19 protein-coding genes are annotated in these 17,223 nt (G+C 68.1%); 10 read left to right on the forward strand and 9 right to left on the reverse strand.

What is annotated here, in order from left to right; all coding sequences use genetic code 11:
• Positions 1–103: 103 nt before the first annotated feature.
• Entirely contained in the window at positions 104–367 is a 264-nt protein-coding gene (locus MFF13_RS24525) for a hypothetical protein (RefSeq protein ID WP_238273189.1), read from the forward strand.
• Here the strand turns inward: MFF13_RS24525 and MFF13_RS24530 are convergent.
• From MFF13_RS24530 to MFF13_RS24545, 4 genes are all read right to left on the reverse strand, one after another.
• A complete protein-coding gene (locus MFF13_RS24530; protein ID WP_238273190.1) occupies positions 336–1,232 on the reverse strand; it encodes a PhzF family phenazine biosynthesis protein in 897 nt (298 codons plus the stop codon). The two genes, MFF13_RS24525 and MFF13_RS24530, sit on opposite strands and share 32 nt — an antisense overlap.
• 95 nt (positions 1,233–1,327) lie before the next feature.
• Entirely contained in the window at positions 1,328–1,930 is a 603-nt protein-coding gene (locus MFF13_RS24535; protein ID WP_238273191.1) for a helix-turn-helix domain-containing protein, read from the reverse strand.
• Between the two features lie 12 nt (positions 1,931–1,942).
• Positions 1,943–2,215, reverse strand: a complete 273-nt coding sequence (locus MFF13_RS24540) for a cupin domain-containing protein (RefSeq protein WP_238273192.1) — start codon at positions 2,213–2,215, stop codon at positions 1,943–1,945.
• A 280-nt stretch (positions 2,216–2,495) separates the two neighbouring features.
• Entirely contained in the window at positions 2,496–5,654 is a 3,159-nt protein-coding gene (locus MFF13_RS24545) for an efflux RND transporter permease subunit (protein ID WP_238273193.1), read from the reverse strand.
• A 130-nt stretch (positions 5,655–5,784) separates the two neighbouring features.
• Between MFF13_RS24545 and MFF13_RS24550 the strand changes: the two genes are divergently transcribed.
• The 3 genes from MFF13_RS24550 (at position 5,785) to MFF13_RS24560 (ending at position 8,948) form a co-directional block, all read left to right on the forward strand.
• Positions 5,785–6,996, forward strand: a complete 1,212-nt coding sequence (locus MFF13_RS24550) for an efflux RND transporter periplasmic adaptor subunit (RefSeq protein WP_238273194.1) — start codon at positions 5,785–5,787, stop codon at positions 6,994–6,996.
• A gap of 73 nt (positions 6,997–7,069) precedes the next feature.
• The gene (locus tag MFF13_RS24555; RefSeq protein ID WP_238273195.1) at positions 7,070–7,375 is read left to right on the forward strand and encodes a DUF3862 domain-containing protein; all 306 of its coding nucleotides are present in this window, start codon (positions 7,070–7,072) and stop codon (positions 7,373–7,375) included.
• Positions 7,376–7,559: 184 nt separating this feature from the next.
• A complete protein-coding gene (locus tag MFF13_RS24560) occupies positions 7,560–8,948 on the forward strand; it encodes an SLC13 family permease (protein ID WP_238273196.1) in 1,389 nt (462 codons plus the stop codon).
• A gap of 146 nt (positions 8,949–9,094) precedes the next feature.
• Here MFF13_RS24560 and MFF13_RS24565 read toward each other — a convergent pair whose 3' ends face one another.
• The 5 genes from MFF13_RS24565 to MFF13_RS24585 all read right to left on the reverse strand — a co-directional run bounded on the left by MFF13_RS24565 (position 9,095) and on the right by MFF13_RS24585 (position 12,533).
• Positions 9,095–9,346, reverse strand: a complete 252-nt coding sequence (locus MFF13_RS24565) for a hypothetical protein (protein WP_147938308.1) — start codon at positions 9,344–9,346, stop codon at positions 9,095–9,097.
• A 59-nt stretch (positions 9,347–9,405) separates the two neighbouring features.
• Entirely contained in the window at positions 9,406–10,704 is a 1,299-nt protein-coding gene (locus MFF13_RS24570; RefSeq protein ID WP_238273197.1) for a DUF2254 domain-containing protein, read from the reverse strand.
• The gene (locus tag MFF13_RS24575; RefSeq protein WP_238273198.1) at positions 10,701–11,681 is read right to left on the reverse strand and encodes a mechanosensitive ion channel family protein; all 981 of its coding nucleotides are present in this window, start codon (positions 11,679–11,681) and stop codon (positions 10,701–10,703) included. The genes MFF13_RS24570 and MFF13_RS24575 overlap by 4 nt, the downstream gene beginning before the upstream one ends.
• Before the next feature lie 109 nt (positions 11,682–11,790).
• Positions 11,791–12,042, reverse strand: a complete 252-nt coding sequence (locus MFF13_RS24580; protein ID WP_238273199.1) for a hypothetical protein — start codon at positions 12,040–12,042, stop codon at positions 11,791–11,793.
• A gap of 26 nt (positions 12,043–12,068) precedes the next feature.
• Positions 12,069–12,533 carry a PRC-barrel domain-containing protein gene (locus MFF13_RS24585; protein WP_238273200.1) on the reverse strand — a complete coding sequence of 155 codons (465 nt, stop codon included), beginning with the start codon at positions 12,531–12,533 and terminating at the stop codon, positions 12,069–12,071.
• A 378-nt stretch (positions 12,534–12,911) separates the two neighbouring features.
• Between MFF13_RS24585 and MFF13_RS24590 the strand changes: the two genes are divergently transcribed.
• From MFF13_RS24590 to MFF13_RS24615, 6 genes are all read left to right on the forward strand, one after another.
• A complete protein-coding gene (locus MFF13_RS24590; protein WP_238273201.1) occupies positions 12,912–13,466 on the forward strand; it encodes a fasciclin domain-containing protein in 555 nt (184 codons plus the stop codon).
• Positions 13,467–13,655: 189 nt separating this feature from the next.
• Positions 13,656–13,991 (forward strand): hypothetical protein, encoded by a 336-nt coding sequence (locus tag MFF13_RS24595; protein WP_238273202.1) that lies wholly within the window; start codon positions 13,656–13,658, stop codon positions 13,989–13,991.
• Positions 13,992–14,086: 95 nt separating this feature from the next.
• The gene (locus tag MFF13_RS24600; protein ID WP_238273203.1) at positions 14,087–14,623 is read left to right on the forward strand and encodes a DUF421 domain-containing protein; all 537 of its coding nucleotides are present in this window, start codon (positions 14,087–14,089) and stop codon (positions 14,621–14,623) included.
• Positions 14,620–15,687 (forward strand): endonuclease/exonuclease/phosphatase family protein, encoded by a 1,068-nt coding sequence (locus MFF13_RS24605; RefSeq protein WP_238273204.1) that lies wholly within the window; start codon positions 14,620–14,622, stop codon positions 15,685–15,687. Before MFF13_RS24600 ends, MFF13_RS24605 begins: the two co-directional genes overlap by 4 nt.
• Positions 15,688–15,742: 55 nt before the next feature.
• Positions 15,743–16,996, forward strand: coding sequence for a cation:proton antiporter (locus MFF13_RS24610; RefSeq protein WP_238273205.1), 1,254 nt, complete (start codon positions 15,743–15,745; stop codon positions 16,994–16,996).
• 65 nt (positions 16,997–17,061) lie between these two features.
• Complete coding sequence (locus MFF13_RS24615; protein WP_238273206.1) at positions 17,062–17,220, forward strand: hypothetical protein; 159 nt, start codon at positions 17,062–17,064, stop codon at positions 17,218–17,220.
• Positions 17,221–17,223: the final 3 nt, after the last annotated feature.

Genomic DNA, 17,223 nt, shown 5'->3' on the forward strand with positions numbered 1-17,223 from the left:
CCGCTCGCGTCAGTGCACTAGAAGGGCTCGGGCAGCCTCGCCACGGAGGCAAACTTTTCAAAAAGGTGAATTCATCCCGAACCCAGGGTCGGACCCCTCAGCGATGACAAGAGAGCAGGTTTTTTTATCCGATCTTTTCGTTCAAGCGGCGGTGTCGTTCGTGGCCACCGTTGCCTACGCGCTGCCGAAGGGGTCGACGACGCCGGTCGACCAAGTCGCCGAGTCTTCCCAGAACGGCGATGACGTCCTCAACCGCATCAACATCTATCTCGGAGCCGCCCACGACGACGCGGCGGCGTTCGACGACCGCAACAACCGGGAAATGATGGCCGCGTTCATGCGAATACCGCCGCCGGAGTTGCGCTAAAATCAGCAGCGGACGCGACCTCGCCCCCGAGTAGGCAACCGACGGCTCGGTCCCCGGCGAAACCGATCCGGACCCGTATTTCCGACAGACGGCCCATGGCCCGGCCCTGGTGGATCAGGATAGGGCGGTCGTCCGCCTCGATGGTGCCGTCGCGAAGGAGGCCAAACGCAAGGGCCGCCGCTGCGATGCCCGTTGCGGCATCCTCCGGGTAGCCGGACGACCGCGGGAACTGGCGGGCCTCGAACACGCGTCCCGGCCTGTCCACGACCGCGTAGGGATAGAGCCCGGTCGAACCGATGCTGCGACAGGCGGCCTCGATGGCGGCCGGATCGGGGGCAAGGGCATGAAGGCCCTCCGGTAGACGCATCGGAACGAGGGTCTTCACGCGGGAGGTGGCGGCGTTGTGAACCGGGAGGTCCGCGAGGGCATCGCGACCGATGCCCAAGGCCGTACAGACGGCGTCCACGCGATCCAGCGCGAGCGGCACGATACGCCCGGCGGGTTGGGTAATCTCGACCCGCCACGTCCCGTCCTCGCGCTCACTCACGAACCCGGTGACGGGACCGCTCGCCGTGGCGATCCGGACCGGGGCCGTCGTCACCCGTCCTTTCCGGGCCAGGACCCAAAGCGCACCTATGGTGGCGTGGGCGCACATCTCCATCTCGTGGTTCGGCACGAAGAACCGGAACCTGTGATCGTGCATGTCGTCCTCGGCCGTCAGCACGAAGCCGCTCTCATGACCGTGCCGCCGTGCGACGGCCTGCATCGCGCCCGCGTCCATGGCGCCGGCATCCACGACCACGGGGCAGGGATTTCCTCCCGAACCGCCGGACGTGAAGACACGGACGACCTCAACTTCGCTCATGGCTTTCGCCCCTGGATCGTGGCGCCCACACCTCAGCGGCGCCGTGAACCCGTATCCTTGCAGGAACCGTGAGCGGCCGCGCGACCGTGCGGGCCTTACCTTGCGACCGGGCGGGCCACGACGTTCGAGGAGGAACGGATGTCCATGGCCGCCATGCCGTCACGCCGCCGCAAGGCGCGTGACAGCGCCGAACCGCTCTCGAAGCCGACCCGAAACGCGATCTCGTCGACGGCAAGGTCCGTGGAAACCAGCAGGTCCTTGGCGGCGTCGAGGCGCTGGGCCCGTTGGAACGCTCCGACCGATTGACCGACCTCGGCTTGGAACAGGCGGGTCAGATGCCGACGCGAGACGCCGAGGCGATCGGCCAGGAGGTCGAGCGGGACGTCCTGGTCCATGCGTGCGGCGACGAAGGCCTTCGCCTCGCGAACCAAGGCCGCGCCCTGTCCCCGACGCGAAGCCGAGGGGAGGGCCCGGCCCCGTTCGATGGCGCCGAGGCACCGAATGAGCAGCGCGGTGGAGAGATGATCGCGAACGGCCTCCGAGCCCACCGCGTCGTCGCCGTCGCGAAGCAGTGTGTGCAAGGTGCGGATTTGCGGTGTGACTAGAAACATGCCGCTTGTGCGGATCGATGCTCGGACGCGTTCGAGCGAGCCGATCCGCGTCTCGATGCGCCTCAAGGCCATGTCGTCGATGTACAAGGCAATGTGGGTCTAGCCGGAACGACAGGCGCTCGTGTCGTGAGGGTGCATGGCGGGGACGACGGCGAAACGGTCGTCGGAGACCCAGTCACCGTCGCGTCGCCCCTCGTGTTTCAGGTTCAGGACGCCGAACCAGGGCAACAGCATCATGAGGCCGTCGTGCCAGTGCCACGGCCTGGCGTAGTCGGTGCCACCGTCGACGATCGTGATGTGCCCGTCCCCGTCGCCGATGACCGAGGTGGGCTGCGCCGTCTGCCTGAGAAGGGCGAGGGACCTGAGCATCATGGGATGCTACCGCGACCGGGGTGATGCGGCCAGTACCGTCGAACGAACCGTGTGATGCCCCGGCGATCGAGGATGGTGACGCAGGATCAGGATCCTCGGGATCTCTTCGCCGACGGGGCCGTCGTTTCGCTCACAAGCCGACCCCCGGTCCGCTGAACGACCATGACGGGTGGAAAGCAGTCTGACTGCTCTGGAGCAACGCTGCGTTTAAGCAGCCGAGCCAGAATGCGGCAGCACGAGCGTACCCCGCGCAAAGAGGCTTGCGCCTCGGACCGCCCGATCATTCTGCCGGTTGCGGCGTGCCTTCGGCGCGTTCGGTCGGCTTCGGTGATACCTCCGGCCTTCCCAGCAGCCGCTCGGAGGCGACGTAGAAGGTCGGCGTCACGAACAGGGTGATGAAGGTCGCCACCAGCAGGCCGCCGATCACCACCGTGCCCATCGAGACCCGGGCGTTGGCGCCGGCTCCGCTGGCGATGGCCAGCGGCACCGAGCCCATGATGAAGGCGAACGAGGTCATCAGGATCGGGCGCATGCGCAGGCGCGCCGCGTCCTGGGCGGCCTTCAGCACGTCCTCGCCCTGCTTGCGCAGGTCCTCGGCGAAGGCGACGAGGAGGATCGAGTTCTTGGCCGCCAGCCCGACCAGGAGCAGGAGCCCGACCTGCCCGAAGATGTCGAGGGCGAGCCCGCGGATCGCCAGGAAGCCCACGGCGCCGAAGATCGCGATCGGGGTGCCCAGCAGGATGACGAAGGGCAGGCGCAGGGATTCGTACTGCCCGGCGAGCAGCAGAAAGATCATCAGCGTGCCGAGCCCGAAGATCAGCGGCGCGTAGCCGCCGGCGATCTTCTCCTGGTAGGCGACGTCGGTCCATTCCACCGCGTAGGTCGAGGGGAGTTTGGCCTCGGCAAGCGCCTCGATCGCCGCGATGGCGGTGCCGGAGCTGGCGCCGGCCGCCGTGTCCACCGCGATCTCGATGGTCGGGTAGGTGTTGTAGGATAGGACCGCCGTCGGCCCGGTGACGAAGTGCGTCTGGATCAGCGAGCCGACGCGGACGGGCTCGCCGCGGCTGTTGAGAACGGTGAGTGCCTCGACGTCCTCGATCGTGCGGCGTCCCGAGGCCTCGCTCTGCACGTAGACTTGGTAGACGTAGCCGAAGCGGTTGAAGAGGTTGACGAAGCTCGAGCCGACATAGGTGCCGAGCGCGTCGAACAGGTTCTGCAGTGGCACGCCGAGCTGCTCGGCCTTGGCGCGGTCGATCTCGAGCCGCAACTGCGGGACGCCGTAGCTGGTGGTGGGGATGGCACGGCCGACGGAGGGCAGCTTTTCCATCTCGGCGATGAAGCGGTCGGCGGCCTGAGCGAGCTTTAGGCCGCCGGTGCCGCTGCGGTCCTGAAGCTCCAGCGTCAGGCCGCTGCGCGATCCGAGGCCCGGCAGCGGCGAGGGGTTCACCACGCGGACCTGCCCGTCGGGATCGTGCTTGAAGCGCGTCTTCACCGTGGCGATCACGTCGTCGACGCTCTGGGTGCGCTCGCCCCACGGCTTCAGCGTCGGGATCTGGAAGCCGTAGAACGGCGCGATCGCGTCGGCGAGGATGCTGCGTCCGGTGACGCCGATCGTGTGCTCGACGCTCGGGATTTCGCGCAGCGCGTCGCCGAGGCGGTCGACCACCGCGTTGGTGCGGGCGACGGACGCGCCCTTGGGCAAGACCACGTCGGCGAAGAAGTAGCCCTGGTCCTCGTCCGGCACGAAGCCGGACGGACGCGCGACGGTCATCCACACCGTGAGGGCGGCAAACGCCAGGAAGGCGACGCCCACCAGCGTGACGTGCCCGGTGAGCCACCCGATCGCCGCGACGAGGCGGCGGCTTGCGCCCTCCAGCACCCGGTTGAAGGCGCGCAACGGGGCGCGCCAGCGGCTCTCGTCCTTGGCGTCCGCCGCGCGGTGCTTGAGGATCAGCCCGCACAAAGCCGGGGTGAGGGTCAGCGAGACCACCGCGGAGATCATCACCGAGATCGCGATGGTGAGCGCGAACTGGTTGTAGAGCTTGCCGGTCAGCCCGGGGATGAAGGCCACCGGCACGAACAGGGCGGCGAGCACCAGGGTGGTGGCGATCACCGGCCCGGCGACCTCCGTCACGGCCTCGCCGGAGGCCTCGCGCGGGGCCATGCCCTCGTCCATCAGGCGCTCGGTGTTCTCGACGACGATGATCGCGTCGTCGACCACGAGCCCCACCGCCAGCACCATGCCGAGCAGGCTCAGGGTGTTGAACGAGAAGCCCAGCAGCGCCATCGGCCCGAAGGTGCCGACCAGCGCCACCGGCACCGCGATGGCCGGGATGAGCGTCGCGCGCCAGTTCTGCAGGAACAGGTAGGTGACGACGACCACGAGGGCGAGCGCCTCGAACAAGGTCCGCACCACCTCGAAGATCGCCTCCTTGACGAACTCGGTCCGATCGAGGGCGATCTTGTACTTGAGTCCGGGCGGGAAGCGCTTGGCGAGGTCCTTCATGGTGGCGCGGGCGCCGTCCATGACCTGGACGGCGTTGGCGTCCGGGTTCTGATAGAGCCCGAGGGTCGCCGACGGAGACCCGTCGAAGCTCGACCGGACGCCGTATTGCTCGGAGCCGAGTTCGACCCGGGCGACGTCGCGGATGCGGACCACCGAGCCGTCCGGGTTGGCGCGCAGGAGGATGTTAGCGAACTCCTCGGGCTGGCGCAGGCGCCCCTGGGTCACGAGCTGCAGCTCGAACGCGGTGGCCTGGTCCACGGGGGGCTTGCCGAGGGTGCCGGTGGTGATCTGCGCGTTCTGCTGGCTGATGGCGGTGGAGACCGCCCCTGGGCTAATGCCGAGCGCCTCCATCTTCAGCGGGTCGAGCCACACCCGCATCGCGTAGCGCTTGTTCGAGAAATTGACGATGCGCCCCATGCCCTGGACGCGGCGCAGAGGCTTGATCACCTGCGTCTCGGCCCAGTTGGCGAGGAACAGCTCATCGTAGGGGGCGCCGTCCTCCGCGTAGAGCACGATATTGCCGAGGCGCTGGCGCGAGCTCTTGGTGATCTCAAGCCCTTGCGCGTTGACCGAGGGCGGCAGCTTGGCCTCGGCCCGGTTGGCGCGCGTCAGCACCTCCGCCGCCGCCGCGTCGAGGTTCGACCCGACCTCGAAGGTCGCGTCCATGCTGACGCTGCCGTCGGTGTTGCTGGTGGAACTGATGTAGAGCAGGTTCTGCGCGCCGTTGATCTCCTGCTCAAGCGGGATCGCGATCGCCTCGTAGGCCTGCTCGGCGCTGGCGCCAGGATAGGTCGCCTGGATGTTGATGATTGGCGGCGCGATCTCGGGGAACTGCGCGATCGGCAGCGTCAGGCCGGCGACGGCGCCGATCAGTGTGATCAGCACGGAGATGACGCCGGCGAGCACCGGCCGGTCGACGAAGCGGGCGAACATGCGGGGGGCGTGGCTTTCTGTCCTAGGACACCTTCGTGGAGCCCGCGTTGCAACGTCCGGCCCGCATGCGTGTTCCTCTGCCGCTGGGCGGTCGCGGTGACCGGACCCGGGGAGCTCGGGAGCAGCGTCGGTGCGGGCAGCAGTCAAGTATGGCCTCGGGGCCGGGATCGTAGTCCTGGCAGGCGCGGGCGGCTGGTACGCGGCCGGGCGCCCGACGCCGCACCGGATGCTCGCCGCCCTGCCGTTCACCGCGGCCAAGCCCGCCGCCACGCCGGATGAGGCGCCGCTGGAAGTCCGGGTCGTGACGGCGCGCAAGGTGCCGGTCCCGATCAGCTTCACCTACACCGGCACGATCATCGCCCAGCAGGACGCGACGCTACAGGCGCGGGTGACCGGCAACGTGACGGAACGGCCATTCGAGCCGGGCGGCCACGTGAAGAAGGGGCAGGTGCTGTTCCGCATCGATCCGCGCCCGTTCGAGGTGGCGTTGCAGACCGCCAAGTCGCAGCAGGCCCAGGCCCAGGCCCAGCTCACCTTCGCGCAGGCCGAGGTGGACCGCACCGAATCCCTGGCCGACAAGGGCTACGCGACGGAGCAGCGCTTCCAGCAGTTGCAATCGAACCGCAGCTCCGCCGTCGCGCAGGTCCAGGGCGCCGAGGCCGCGATCGCCCGGCAGAACCTCAACCTCGACTACGCGGTGGTGAACGCGCCGTTCGACGGGCGCGCCAGTCTCTCGACCATCAACCCCGGCGACCTCGTCATCGAGAACCAGACGCAGCTCGTCTCCGTGGTCCAGCTCGATCCCATCGACGTCCAGATGGCGCTGTCGGCGGAGGATTCTGAGGCGATCCGCGCGGCGATGACGAAGGGCGGCGTCACGGTCGCGGTGCTCGACGCGAAGGGCAAACCGGTTCGCGAGGCCAAAATCTACCAGCTCGACAATCGGTTCGACCCTCGGACCGCCCGCCGGCTCGTCCGCGCCCTGATGCCGAACGTTGACGAGCGCTTCCTGCCAGGCCAGTTCGTCCGCGCCAGCATCCGCACGGGTACGAAGGAGCGACTCCTGGTGCCGACCGCCTCCCTCGACGCGCAGCTCGCCCAGCAGATCGTCTACGTGGTCGACGCCGAGGGGAAGGTCCAGCAGAAGCCTGTCACCACCGGCGACGCCTACGGCGAAAACACCGCGATCCTCGACGGGCTCTCCGACGGCGACCAGGTGGTGGTCGATCACCTCCAGGAGATGCGCCAGGACCTCAAGGTCGTGGTGCGGCCGGCGGGCGAGGTCGCGCCGGACGCCGGCCCCGCGGGGGCCGGCACGCCGGCCGCCGCGGAGCCGGGCTGAGCGGGATTTGCGCGAGCCGCCGCACCTCATCCTCACGCCGTCGTCACTCAAGTCGTCACGCCACCGGAACGCCATGTCGATCCTCCGTCTCGCGCCAGCCCTCGCCGCCCTCCTCGTCCTCCCCTGCGGGTCGGCGGTCGCAAAACCCTCCGGCTGCCGGGCCACGCAAGCGGCCTACGCCGCCCTGAAGCGTGGCATGAGCTACCATCGGGCGGTCGAGCGCCTCGGATGCCCCGGCCGGCGGGTGACCCACATGACGATCGGCCGGACCGAGCGGACGACCTATACGTGGCGCGGTACTGGCAGCTACGGCGCCAACCTCACCGTCTCGGTCCGCAACGGCCGCCTGACGAGCAAATCGCAGCTCGGTGTGAACTGACGGCACCTGGGCGACCAGCCGCCGAGGAACGCTGCTCGCCCGAACAGCTGCTTCTGGAAATTTCAGTTCCTACGGGGCGCCATGCAAAATGTCCCAGGCCAGCTGGAGGCAATTCGGAGCAGATGATGCGAACCTTCCTGACGGGCGTCGCGTTAAGTTGCACTCGGGCCGCGGCCGGCCAGGTATGAGCAGGCTACCCGCGCGGGCTTTGGCGGCTTCTTGCGCGCTGGCGGCACTCTGCGTGGCGGTGTGGTTTCCCGACGGGCTCGATTGGCCGGCGCGGGCCGCGCTGCTGGCGTTCGGTGGGGCTGCCATCCTCTGGATCTTGACCGACCTGAGCGCCGCCTACGTCGCCGTCGCCGCGGCCGTGTCCCTCGTGGCGGTCCGGGCCGTGGAGCAACGGGCGCTGATCGAGGGCCTGGGCTCGAAGGTGGTTTGGCTCGTGATCGGCACCTTCGTCCTTGGCGCAGCGGTGGAGAAAAGCGGGCTCGCGGGCCGGCTCACCGCCCTGATCGCCGGGCGGGGGACCACGGTCGGAGGCCTGATGTGGCGTCTGACGTTCGGTATCGTCCCGCTCGCCTTCCTGATCCCATCGACGTCCGGGCGGGCGACGGTGCTCCTGCCATTGCATCGCAGTCTAACCGAGGCCGATGACGACCCACACCTCGCCAAGGCCACTGGCCTGCTGATCCCAGCCCTGATCGTCATCTCGACGATCTGCAGCCTCACCGGCGCCGGCTCGCACCTCGTCACCGTCGACCTGCTGGAACGACTGTCCGACCGCAGCATCGGCTTCGGGCAATGGATGCTCTGGGGCCTGCCGTTCGGGTTGGCCGCATGCCTGATCACGACCTTCCTAGTCGGCCGTCTGTTCCTCGATGCAGAGACGCGAACGCGGAGGTTGGCGGAGATCGAGGCCCCGTCCGGTCCGCTCTCCGCCGAGGAGTGGCGGACCGGAGCGGTGGTACTCGCCATGCTGGGGCTCTGGCTGACGGAGGGGTATCACCCGTTCGGCATCGCCACCGTAGCGGTCGTGGGCGCTGTGATCCTGACGATGCCCGTCGTCGGCGTGCTCGACTGGGATGATGGCGTGAAGGCCGTGAACTGGGGGCTCGTGCTCTTCATCGCCGCCTCCCTGGTTCTCGGCCGCGCGCTAATCTCGACGGGCGCCGCGAAATGGCTGATCGGCTCGGCGCTGTCGGCGAGTGGTCTGCACGGTGACAGCCCGACCGTCCTGATCCTGCTCGGAGTGACGGGGATCGGCCTGACGGCGCATCTCTACATGGTGTCACACACCGCGCGGGTCGTGGCGCTGCTGCCACCGCTTATCCTGCTGTCGGACAGGCTCGGCCTCAACCCGGTCGCGGTCGCTTTCCTGGCCAATGCCGGGATGGATTACTGCCTCACCCTGCCGGTCTCCTCGAAGGCTTTGCTGATCTTCCAGGGCGACGAGCGACCGACCTGGAGCTCGTCGGACCTCCTCAAGCTCAGCGCGTTCCTGGCGCCCGCCTACGCGGCGCTTATGGTCGCCGCCTACTATCTCTTCTGGTCGCACGTCGGCCTGGCCCTGTGACGTCGGGTCAGCCAGCTCTGCCAATGGCGCCGCGAACCTGACGGGGATGAACCCAACGGACGCTCCTGCTTCCGCGTGCCCGCGAGGGCGCGGACGTCGGGGGCCGACGACGATACGACCGCAAGCGACTTGACCGACGCGTACGATTAACGCGGCTTCGGCGCTTCCTCGGTGGTTGATCCGAGCGTGCCGGCCTTCGCGCCAGGCTTCCCTTCCCCGGCGCCCGACCCTGCGGTCGTCATATCCGTGCCCGGTCGCGTGACCTCACCGCTGGGGCGGGTCCCGACGCCCATCCCACCGGTGCGGACGGCGTCGTCCTTGGGTGGCTCGGCGACTGGGGCGGCAATCGCCAGCGAAGGAAATGCCGCGACGAGCAACATGAGCGTGAAACGGGTCATTCGGTCGTCCTTCGATGGATCGGAAACGAGGATGTGGCACCGGGGAATGTCGTGCGCCCTCACGCGGGCTGGTCGCCGTTGCGCACCTTCACGAAGCGGGCATGTCTTGCTTTCAGGTCGGCAAGGTCGTTCAGATCGGCCACGTCACGCCTGGCCGCAGCGATGACGAGATCCGCATGGCGGGCGAGCTCCGCGGTCCGGTTCATCAGGCGTTCGACCTCGGCGATGCGGGTGAGCACGTCGAGCATCCGGGCGAGCACGTGCACCGAGCCGGCGGCGTTCTGGCGGATCATGTGGAACATGGAATCGCACAGGCCGTCGTAGTCGGTCACCGGCACGACGAGTACGACCTCGCCGTCGCGCGCAACAGCTCCGGTGGGCAGGTGGCGCGCCGCCACCCGGCACAGGGCGTCACCGAGGTGGTCGACGACGCTGCCGGCGGTGAACGGGTCGTTGATGCCCGGCGAGAGCGCCCGGACCGCGATCTCGACGAGCTGCCGGATCGAGTATTCCAGGTCCTGCAGGGCGGCCGGCCGCCGCCCGAACGTCAGCGCCCGCCGAATGACCGGCTCCGCACCCTCGATCCCGGCGGAGAGGAACGCGACCGGGAACCCGCTCGGCACGTAATCGCCCGGGCGCACCCGCAGGGCGACGGTGACGCGGTGCTCGCGGGCCCAGTCGGCCAACCCGTCCTCGTCGACGGCTTGCAGGTAACCGCTGCCGTCGGTGCGGACGCCGCCACCGGTCGGTAGCCGGGCCGGGAGCGTCATGCCTGCGGTGTCGCGGGTGCGAGCCCAGACGGCGGAGCAGAGGTCGCGATGGACCGCGTCGACCACCGTCTCGACGTTGATGCTGGCGGCGATGTGATGGACGAACCAGACCAGGGTGGCGAGCGAAAGCAGCGCCAGCACCATCGCCCCGGTGATCGCCAGGTGCGGGACGAACGGGCTCTCCTGCACGGTACGCACCGTGCGCAGGACCATCAGCGCGTAGGCGAAGGTGCCGAGGAAGATGCCCAGGACGATCTGGTTGCGGGCGTCGCGGGTGAAGTTGCGCAGCAGGCGCGGGCCCATCTGCCCGGAGGCCAGCGTCAGGGCCGCGATGGTGATCGAGAAGGTCGTACCGGCGACCCCGATGGTCGAGGAGGCCACCGCGCTCAGCAGCGCCCGAGCCCCCTCGGCCCCGCCGGAATAGCCCCAGTTCTGGTTTGGCGAGGAGGCGTCGTAGCCGGCGAGGTGGGCCGTCTCCAGCCAAATCCCGAGTTGCGCCAGCGCAATGCAGCCGAGAACGATCAGGGCGGGCCTGAGCCAGAACAGGTCGCCCAGGAACTCGATCCAGGCCTGGAGACGCGCCTTCATACCCGCTCCTGCTTTCCTGCTTCGTCTTTGCGTTCGAGGTCTTCACGGTCCTCGCGAAGCACCTGCCAGCGGGCTCGCGGCGGGCTCTTGCCGGCGGGCCAGCCCTCGCGCTGGCGGGTGCGGTCGCCGTCGGCTGCCTCGGTCTGGTCGTGCAGAAGGACTTGGCTCGTCGGGTACGGCAAATCGATGCCGGCGGCCGTGAGCGCGTCCTTGACGTTCGAGATCGCGTGGTCGAGCGCGTCCACCGCGTCGCGCCTCCGGGGCGGGTCGATCCAGAACCGCGCGGTCATGTCGACGCCGGCGGCCCCGAGTCCCGTGACCAGCGCCTCCGGCACCGGGTCGGCGAGCACGCCTTCGGTCCCGCGCAAGGCCTCGATAATGACGCGGCGGGCCTCCCTCATGTCGTCGCCGTTGCCGATGGTCAGCGGGAAGGCGAGCCGGCGCTTGTCGTGAGCGGTCATGATCGTGATCTTGTCGACGAACAGCGTCGCGTTCGGGATCAGGATGCGCTGGTTGTCGTAGGTCCGCAGCACCGTGGCCCTGACCCAGACGTCCTCAACCGTGCCCTCGTGCGAGCCAGCTCGGATCTGGTCGCCGATGACGAAGGGGCGGGTCAGCAGGATGAGGATGCCGGCCAGCAGGTTCTGCAGCACGTCCCGGAAGGCGAAGCCGATGGCGACGCCGCCGATGCCGAGCAGGTTGAACAGGTCGGCTGCGGAGACCGACGGGAAGGCTACCGAGGCCGCGACTAGGAACGACACCAGGATGGTCATACCGCCGGCGATGCGCCCGAGCACCGCGGCCGAGCCGGGCGAGGCTTCCCGCATCTCGGCGGCACGGCGCACGGCGGCGCGAACGCCTCGGGCCACCAGCAACCCAATCCCGAACAGCACGAGGGCGATGACGAGCCCTGGCACGAGGGCGGCGGTCGAGCGGCCAAGCCCTTCGAGGCGTCCGAGCGCTTCGGAAAAGATCATGCAGTGTCCCGATTCATGCGAAAGCCGCCGGTGGCGGATGTGCCAGCCGACGGCGCTCGTTGGTCGTCCGCGAGGGCGGCAGGCCCCCGCGGGTCACGTTCCAAACGGATCAGCGACGCGGGCCGCCGGTGGTTCCGCCGTACTGCTGGCCGCGAGCACCACGCGAGGGCATGCTGGCGTTGCCGCGGCTCGCCGAGCCCTGCCGCATGCGGTGGCGCCGGTGCATGCGCACCTGCATAAGGTCCGCGTTCGCGGAAGGGGCGACGCCAGTCACGTTCACCGGCAGGGCCGCCGACGGCATCGTGGAGGCACCGAGACCGAGGCCGGCCAGGAGCGCCGAGGCAAGGATGGTGTGCTTCATGGTCATCTCTCCTTTTGTGCGGCCGATCACTTCTTCATCTTCGAGTAGGTGAACTTCGGCGCGTTCTTCAGCGTGTCCTTGTCGGTATCGGCGTGGACCATCCACTTGCCGTCCTTGTCGCTGATGGCCAGCGTCGACGGGTCGAGCACGACGTAGCTCTCGCCCATGCCGAGGAAGCCGCCGACGCTGACGACGACGCCGGTCAGCGTCTTGCCGTTCTCGATGACGAGATCCTCGACCTCGCCGACGGTCTCGTTCTTGTTGTTGTAGACGGTGGTGCCCACGAGCTTGGACGACATTACGTCGGCCGGCTTCACGGTGACGTACTTGAGCTTCACCGTCGCGGTGTCGGCCATCTTCATCCCCATGCCGGAGGACGTCATGTCGGAGGACGCGGGCATGGCCGTGCCCGGTGCCGGGGTCGTCTGGGCCAGGGCCGGGACGGACAGGCATGCGAGCGCGAGGGCGGCGGTGATCGTGCGATAGGACAAGACATTCTCCCGATTGTCGTTTCGAAGATGCAACCGGGATCGTCCCATCGGGACCGGGCTCTTACCCACCCCGGCTGCACGGTTCGGGGCCCTAACGTTCGCGTTCAGGAAACGTTCAGAAGAAAGAGGCCGCGCATAAATGTTTGGTCATGATTTTCCCAGAAACGGCCCGGTAAAAATGCTGGATCTGAGTGGAAAATCCAATTTCCCGCAGTAAGCGCTTGGTCCATTCGAGATGGAGAAAATTTAATCCCTCTTCTCTTGCGTGCCGTCGATGAAATTCTTGTGATCTAATCCGTGAAACGGAGAGGCACATGGGTCCGTAACGTCGTCACGAGCCTCGATGATCGAGCCGTTATGACGTCAACAGGACTTTCAATGATGCGTACGATTCTAACCGCCGCCCTCCTCGCCTCCGGCCTGGCCTTCGCGGCGCCGGCCTTCGCCGAGACCGCACCCATGGTCGGCGGCGCTCCGATGATGGCCGACAAGACCATCGTGGAGAACGCGTCCAAGGCCAGCAACCTCACGACCCTGGTCGCCGCGGTGAAGGCCGCCGGCCTCGCCGACACCCTGAGCGGCAAGGGTCCGTTCACGGTGTTCGCCCCGACCAACGCGGCCTTCGCGAAACTCCCGGCCGGCACCGTCGACACGCTGCTGAAGCCCGACATGAAGAAGACGCTGACGGGCGTGCTCACCTACCACGTCGTGCCGGGCAAGCTTGACGCGAAGGAACTCATGGCCAAGGCGAAAATGGGCGGTACTGAGGCCAACCTGAAGACGGTCGAGGGCCAGGTGCTGACCGTGAAGATGGACGGCGACCGTCTGGCGCTGATCGACCAGAAGGGCGGCGGCGCCTTCGTCGAGCAGGCCGACGTGTTTCAGTCGAACGGCGTCGTGCACGTCATCGACAGCGTCCTGATGCCGAAGTAACCCGACACCACGGCCGGCCTACCCCTCTCACGGGGTGGGCCGGCACCGGTGACGGCTTGGAATGTCGGATACCACCCGAAAGCGGATCGTCTCGCATCGTCGGTTTGACGGCCGGAACAGGAACTAACGGGTTCGGCGAGGTTTCAGATCGACACCCCCGATGACCGCCGAGCCGACAGGACCCATTGCATGAGCTCGCCCACCCTTGCCCGGCTTGCGTCCAGTCCCGTCGTCAGGCGCATCGTCGGAACCGTCATGATCGCCTCCGGCTTGGCGCTTGCCGGCCCCGCGGTCGCCCAGTCGGCAGCCAGCTCCATTGATCAGCCGACGCCCGGGACGTTGCCCTCCGGAACCTCGACGACGAAGGGCACCGGAAACGCGCGCCACGAGGGCAACGGTCAGGTCGCGCCGCCGAGCGCGATCCAGTCCTCGACCGACGTCATGCAGTCTGAGGGCTCGGTCCAGGGCAAGACCCAGGGCGGCCGGACCGACCCAATCAAGCACCTGCCCAAGGACATGCGCTGACCGACGATTGATCGGAACGTCTGCGAGCCTGCCAGACAGGAAGATCGCATATCAAGAACCATCCCTCCGGGGACCACTCCCGGAGATTATCTTCCATGTTCTTCGATACCTGGTCCGGTCTGCTCAGGGTCATCGTCGTCGGGCCCCTGGCCTACGTCGCGCTGATCCTGTTCCTCAGGATCTCGGGCAAGCGCACCCTGACGAAGCTGAACGCCTTCGACCTCGTCGTGACCGTGGCGCTCGGCTCGACCCTGTCCTCCATCGTCCTGACCAAATCCGTCGCGCTGCTGGAAGGGGTGCTCGCCCTCGCGACTCTGATCGGGCTGCAGTACCTGATCACTTGGTCAAGCGTCCGCTCGGCGCGGGTCAGGTTGCTGGTCAAGGCCGAGCCGACGTTGCTCGCCCACAACGGACAGCTGGTCGAGGGTGCGATGCGCCGCCAACGGCTAACGCGGGACGATGTGCTCTCTGCCCTACGCACGGAAGGGCTCGACGACCTCTCGCAGGCCGCTTCGGTCGTGCTTGAGACAGACGGCTCGATCAGCGTGCTGAAGACGCTGTCCGACCGCGCGGACGGCCTGACCGCCGTCTCGTGGCCGAAGGAGAGCCAGCCTGCCGAGCGCCGTTTGTGAAGGCCCTCGTCCGCAATACGCTCGTCCTGCTCGCAACCGTCCTGGCCGCCGCGAGCCTGATCCCGCTGATCCCGACCGAGTGGTGGGCGGTCCGGCTGCTCGACTTCCCGCGCCTACCCTTCGCCGTCGGCTCGTTGGTCGTCGGTCTGGCCTTGTTCCCCTTCCTCAAGGGATCTCCGAGGTCGACCCTTCCGGCTCTCGGGCTGGCGACCCTCGCACTGGCGGTCAACGCCTGGATCCTGTGGCCTTATCGGCCCGCGGGTGGGATGCGGGTCGACGCATGCCCGGCCGAGCGCCGTCTCTCGGTGCTGATCGCGAACGTGCAGTTCGGGAATCGGAACGCCACGCCCTTGGTCGAGGCCGTCGCACGGGAGGAGCCCGACCTTTTCCTCGCCATGGAGACCGACGCGTGGTGGGACGAGGCCCTGAAGCCCGTGCTCGCGTCGATGCCCCATGCCCTGCAGCGGATCACGGGGTCGTACTACGGCATCCACTTCTTCTCGCGGCTGCCCCTGGTGAACGGCGGCATCCGGGATCTCGGAGGGCAGGACACTCCGGCTGTCGTGACCGGCGTCACCCTGCGCAGCGGCGAGGTCATCGACTTCATCGGTCTTCACCCGAAGCCGCCTCAGCCCTGGCAATCCGCTCGCGGACGGGACGCCCAGCTCTACGCAGCGGCGTCTGTGCTGCGTGAACGGGTCGAGCCCGGCGTCCTCGCCGGCGACCTCAACGCGACGCCCTGGGAGATCGCGGTGGAGCGCATGGCCAGGCTGTCCGGGCTGATCGACCCGCGCCGCGGCTACGGCTACGTCGCGACCTGGAACGCGCACTCGTCCTGGCTGCGCTGGCCGCTCGACCAAGTCTTACATGAGGGCGGCTTCGCGACGGTTTCCATCGAACGCCTCGACGCCTTCGGCTCGGATCACTTCCCCTACCTCGTGCGTCTATGCCGCCGGACCGGCAAAATCCCGATGACATCTGTTCAGCGAAGTGCCGAAGACGTCGCCACGGCCAACGCGGTGCTTGCAGCGGCGGGGACGACCGAACGACTGCAGTCCCGATGAACCTACGTGCCGCAAACGGCCTCGCAGCCCGCCTCGAAGCGGGTCGGAGACACCCATGATCTCGATCTTCGACCTCGCCGCCCTGCTGCTGACCCTCTCGGCCCTGTTCGGCTGGCTGAACCGCCGCTTCCTACGGATGCCGCACACCATCGGTCTGCTCGTGATGGGGCTGCTCGCCTCGCTCTCGCTCGTCGGCCTCGACCTCGCCTTCCCGGCCCAGCACCTCTACGCGGACCTCACCCAGGTGCTCGGCCAGGTCGACTTCACCGACGTGGTGATGAACGGCATGCTGGCGTTCCTGCTGTTTGCCGGCGCCATGAGCCTCGACCTGCGCATGCTCCGCGACCGAGCCTGGGCCGTCGCGACGTTGGCGCTGGTCGGCACCCTGATCTCCACGGCCATCGTCGGCGGCGCGTTCTGGCTGGCCGCTGACCTCATCGGCAGGCCGGTCCCGCTCGCCTGGGCCTTCGTCTTCGGATCGCTGATCAGCCCGACCGATCCGGTGGCGGTTCTGGCGACCCTCAAGAACGTGAAGGTTCCCGAGGCATTGGAGGTCGAGATGCAGGGCGAGGCCCTGTTCAACGACGGCATCGGCATCGTGCTGTTCACGGTGCTGGTGGCCTTCGCCGCGGGCTCGGGCGGGGAGGCCACGAGCGCCAGCGGCGTGGCGAAGCTGCTGCTGCAGGAAGCCGGGGGTGGCCTCGTCCTCGGGGTGGTCACCGGCTACGTCGCCTACCGGGCGATGCGCGCCATCGACGACTTCCCCGTCGAGGTGCTGATAACCCTGGCGCTGGTCGCCGGGACCTACGCGCTTGCCCAGAAGCTCCACTTCAGCGGCCCGCTCGCGGTGGTCGCCGCCGGGCTCCTTGTCGGCGACCGGGCTCCGCGCGACGCCATGAGCGAGCGAACGCAGGGCTACGTCTCGGCGCTGTGGACGCTGATCGACGAGGTGCTGAACTCGGTCTTGTTCCTGCTGATCGGGCTGGAGGTGCTGGTGCTGCGCTTCGAGCTCGGTGGGCTGGCGCTCGCAGCCTGTGCGGTGCCCATCGTCCTCGTCGCCCGGCTGGTAGCCGTCTCGACCCCGCTTCTCATGTTCCGCTGGGGCGGCAACCTCTCGCCGCGCAACGTGCCGTTCCTCACTTGGGCGGGGGTGCGCGGCGGCATCTCCGTGGCGCTGGCTCTGTCCATTCCGGAAAGCGACGCCAAGCCCGCGATCCTGGCGGCGACCTATGCGGTGGTGCTCTTCACCATCATCGTCCAGGGCTCCACCCTCGGCATGGTGGCGCGGCGTACGCTGCGCGCCGGCTGATTGACGCCGTGCACGGCGTCGGCCCGCGTTGGCCGGCGCACCTCCATCGGACAACGTAACCCCACATGGTCTTCACCGTCCTCCTCGTCCTCATCCCGATCTCGGCGGCGCTGAAGTACCTCGTCGGCGCCTCGCCGCTCCTGGTGTTCGCCTCCAGCGCCCTCGCCATCGCCGTCCTGGCGGATTGGGTCCGACGCGCCACCGACCAGTGTGTAGGGCGGTGACAA

The organism is Methylobacterium cerastii (genome assembly GCF_022179125.1).
Taxonomy (GTDB): domain Bacteria; phylum Pseudomonadota; class Alphaproteobacteria; order Rhizobiales; family Beijerinckiaceae; genus Methylobacterium; species Methylobacterium cerastii.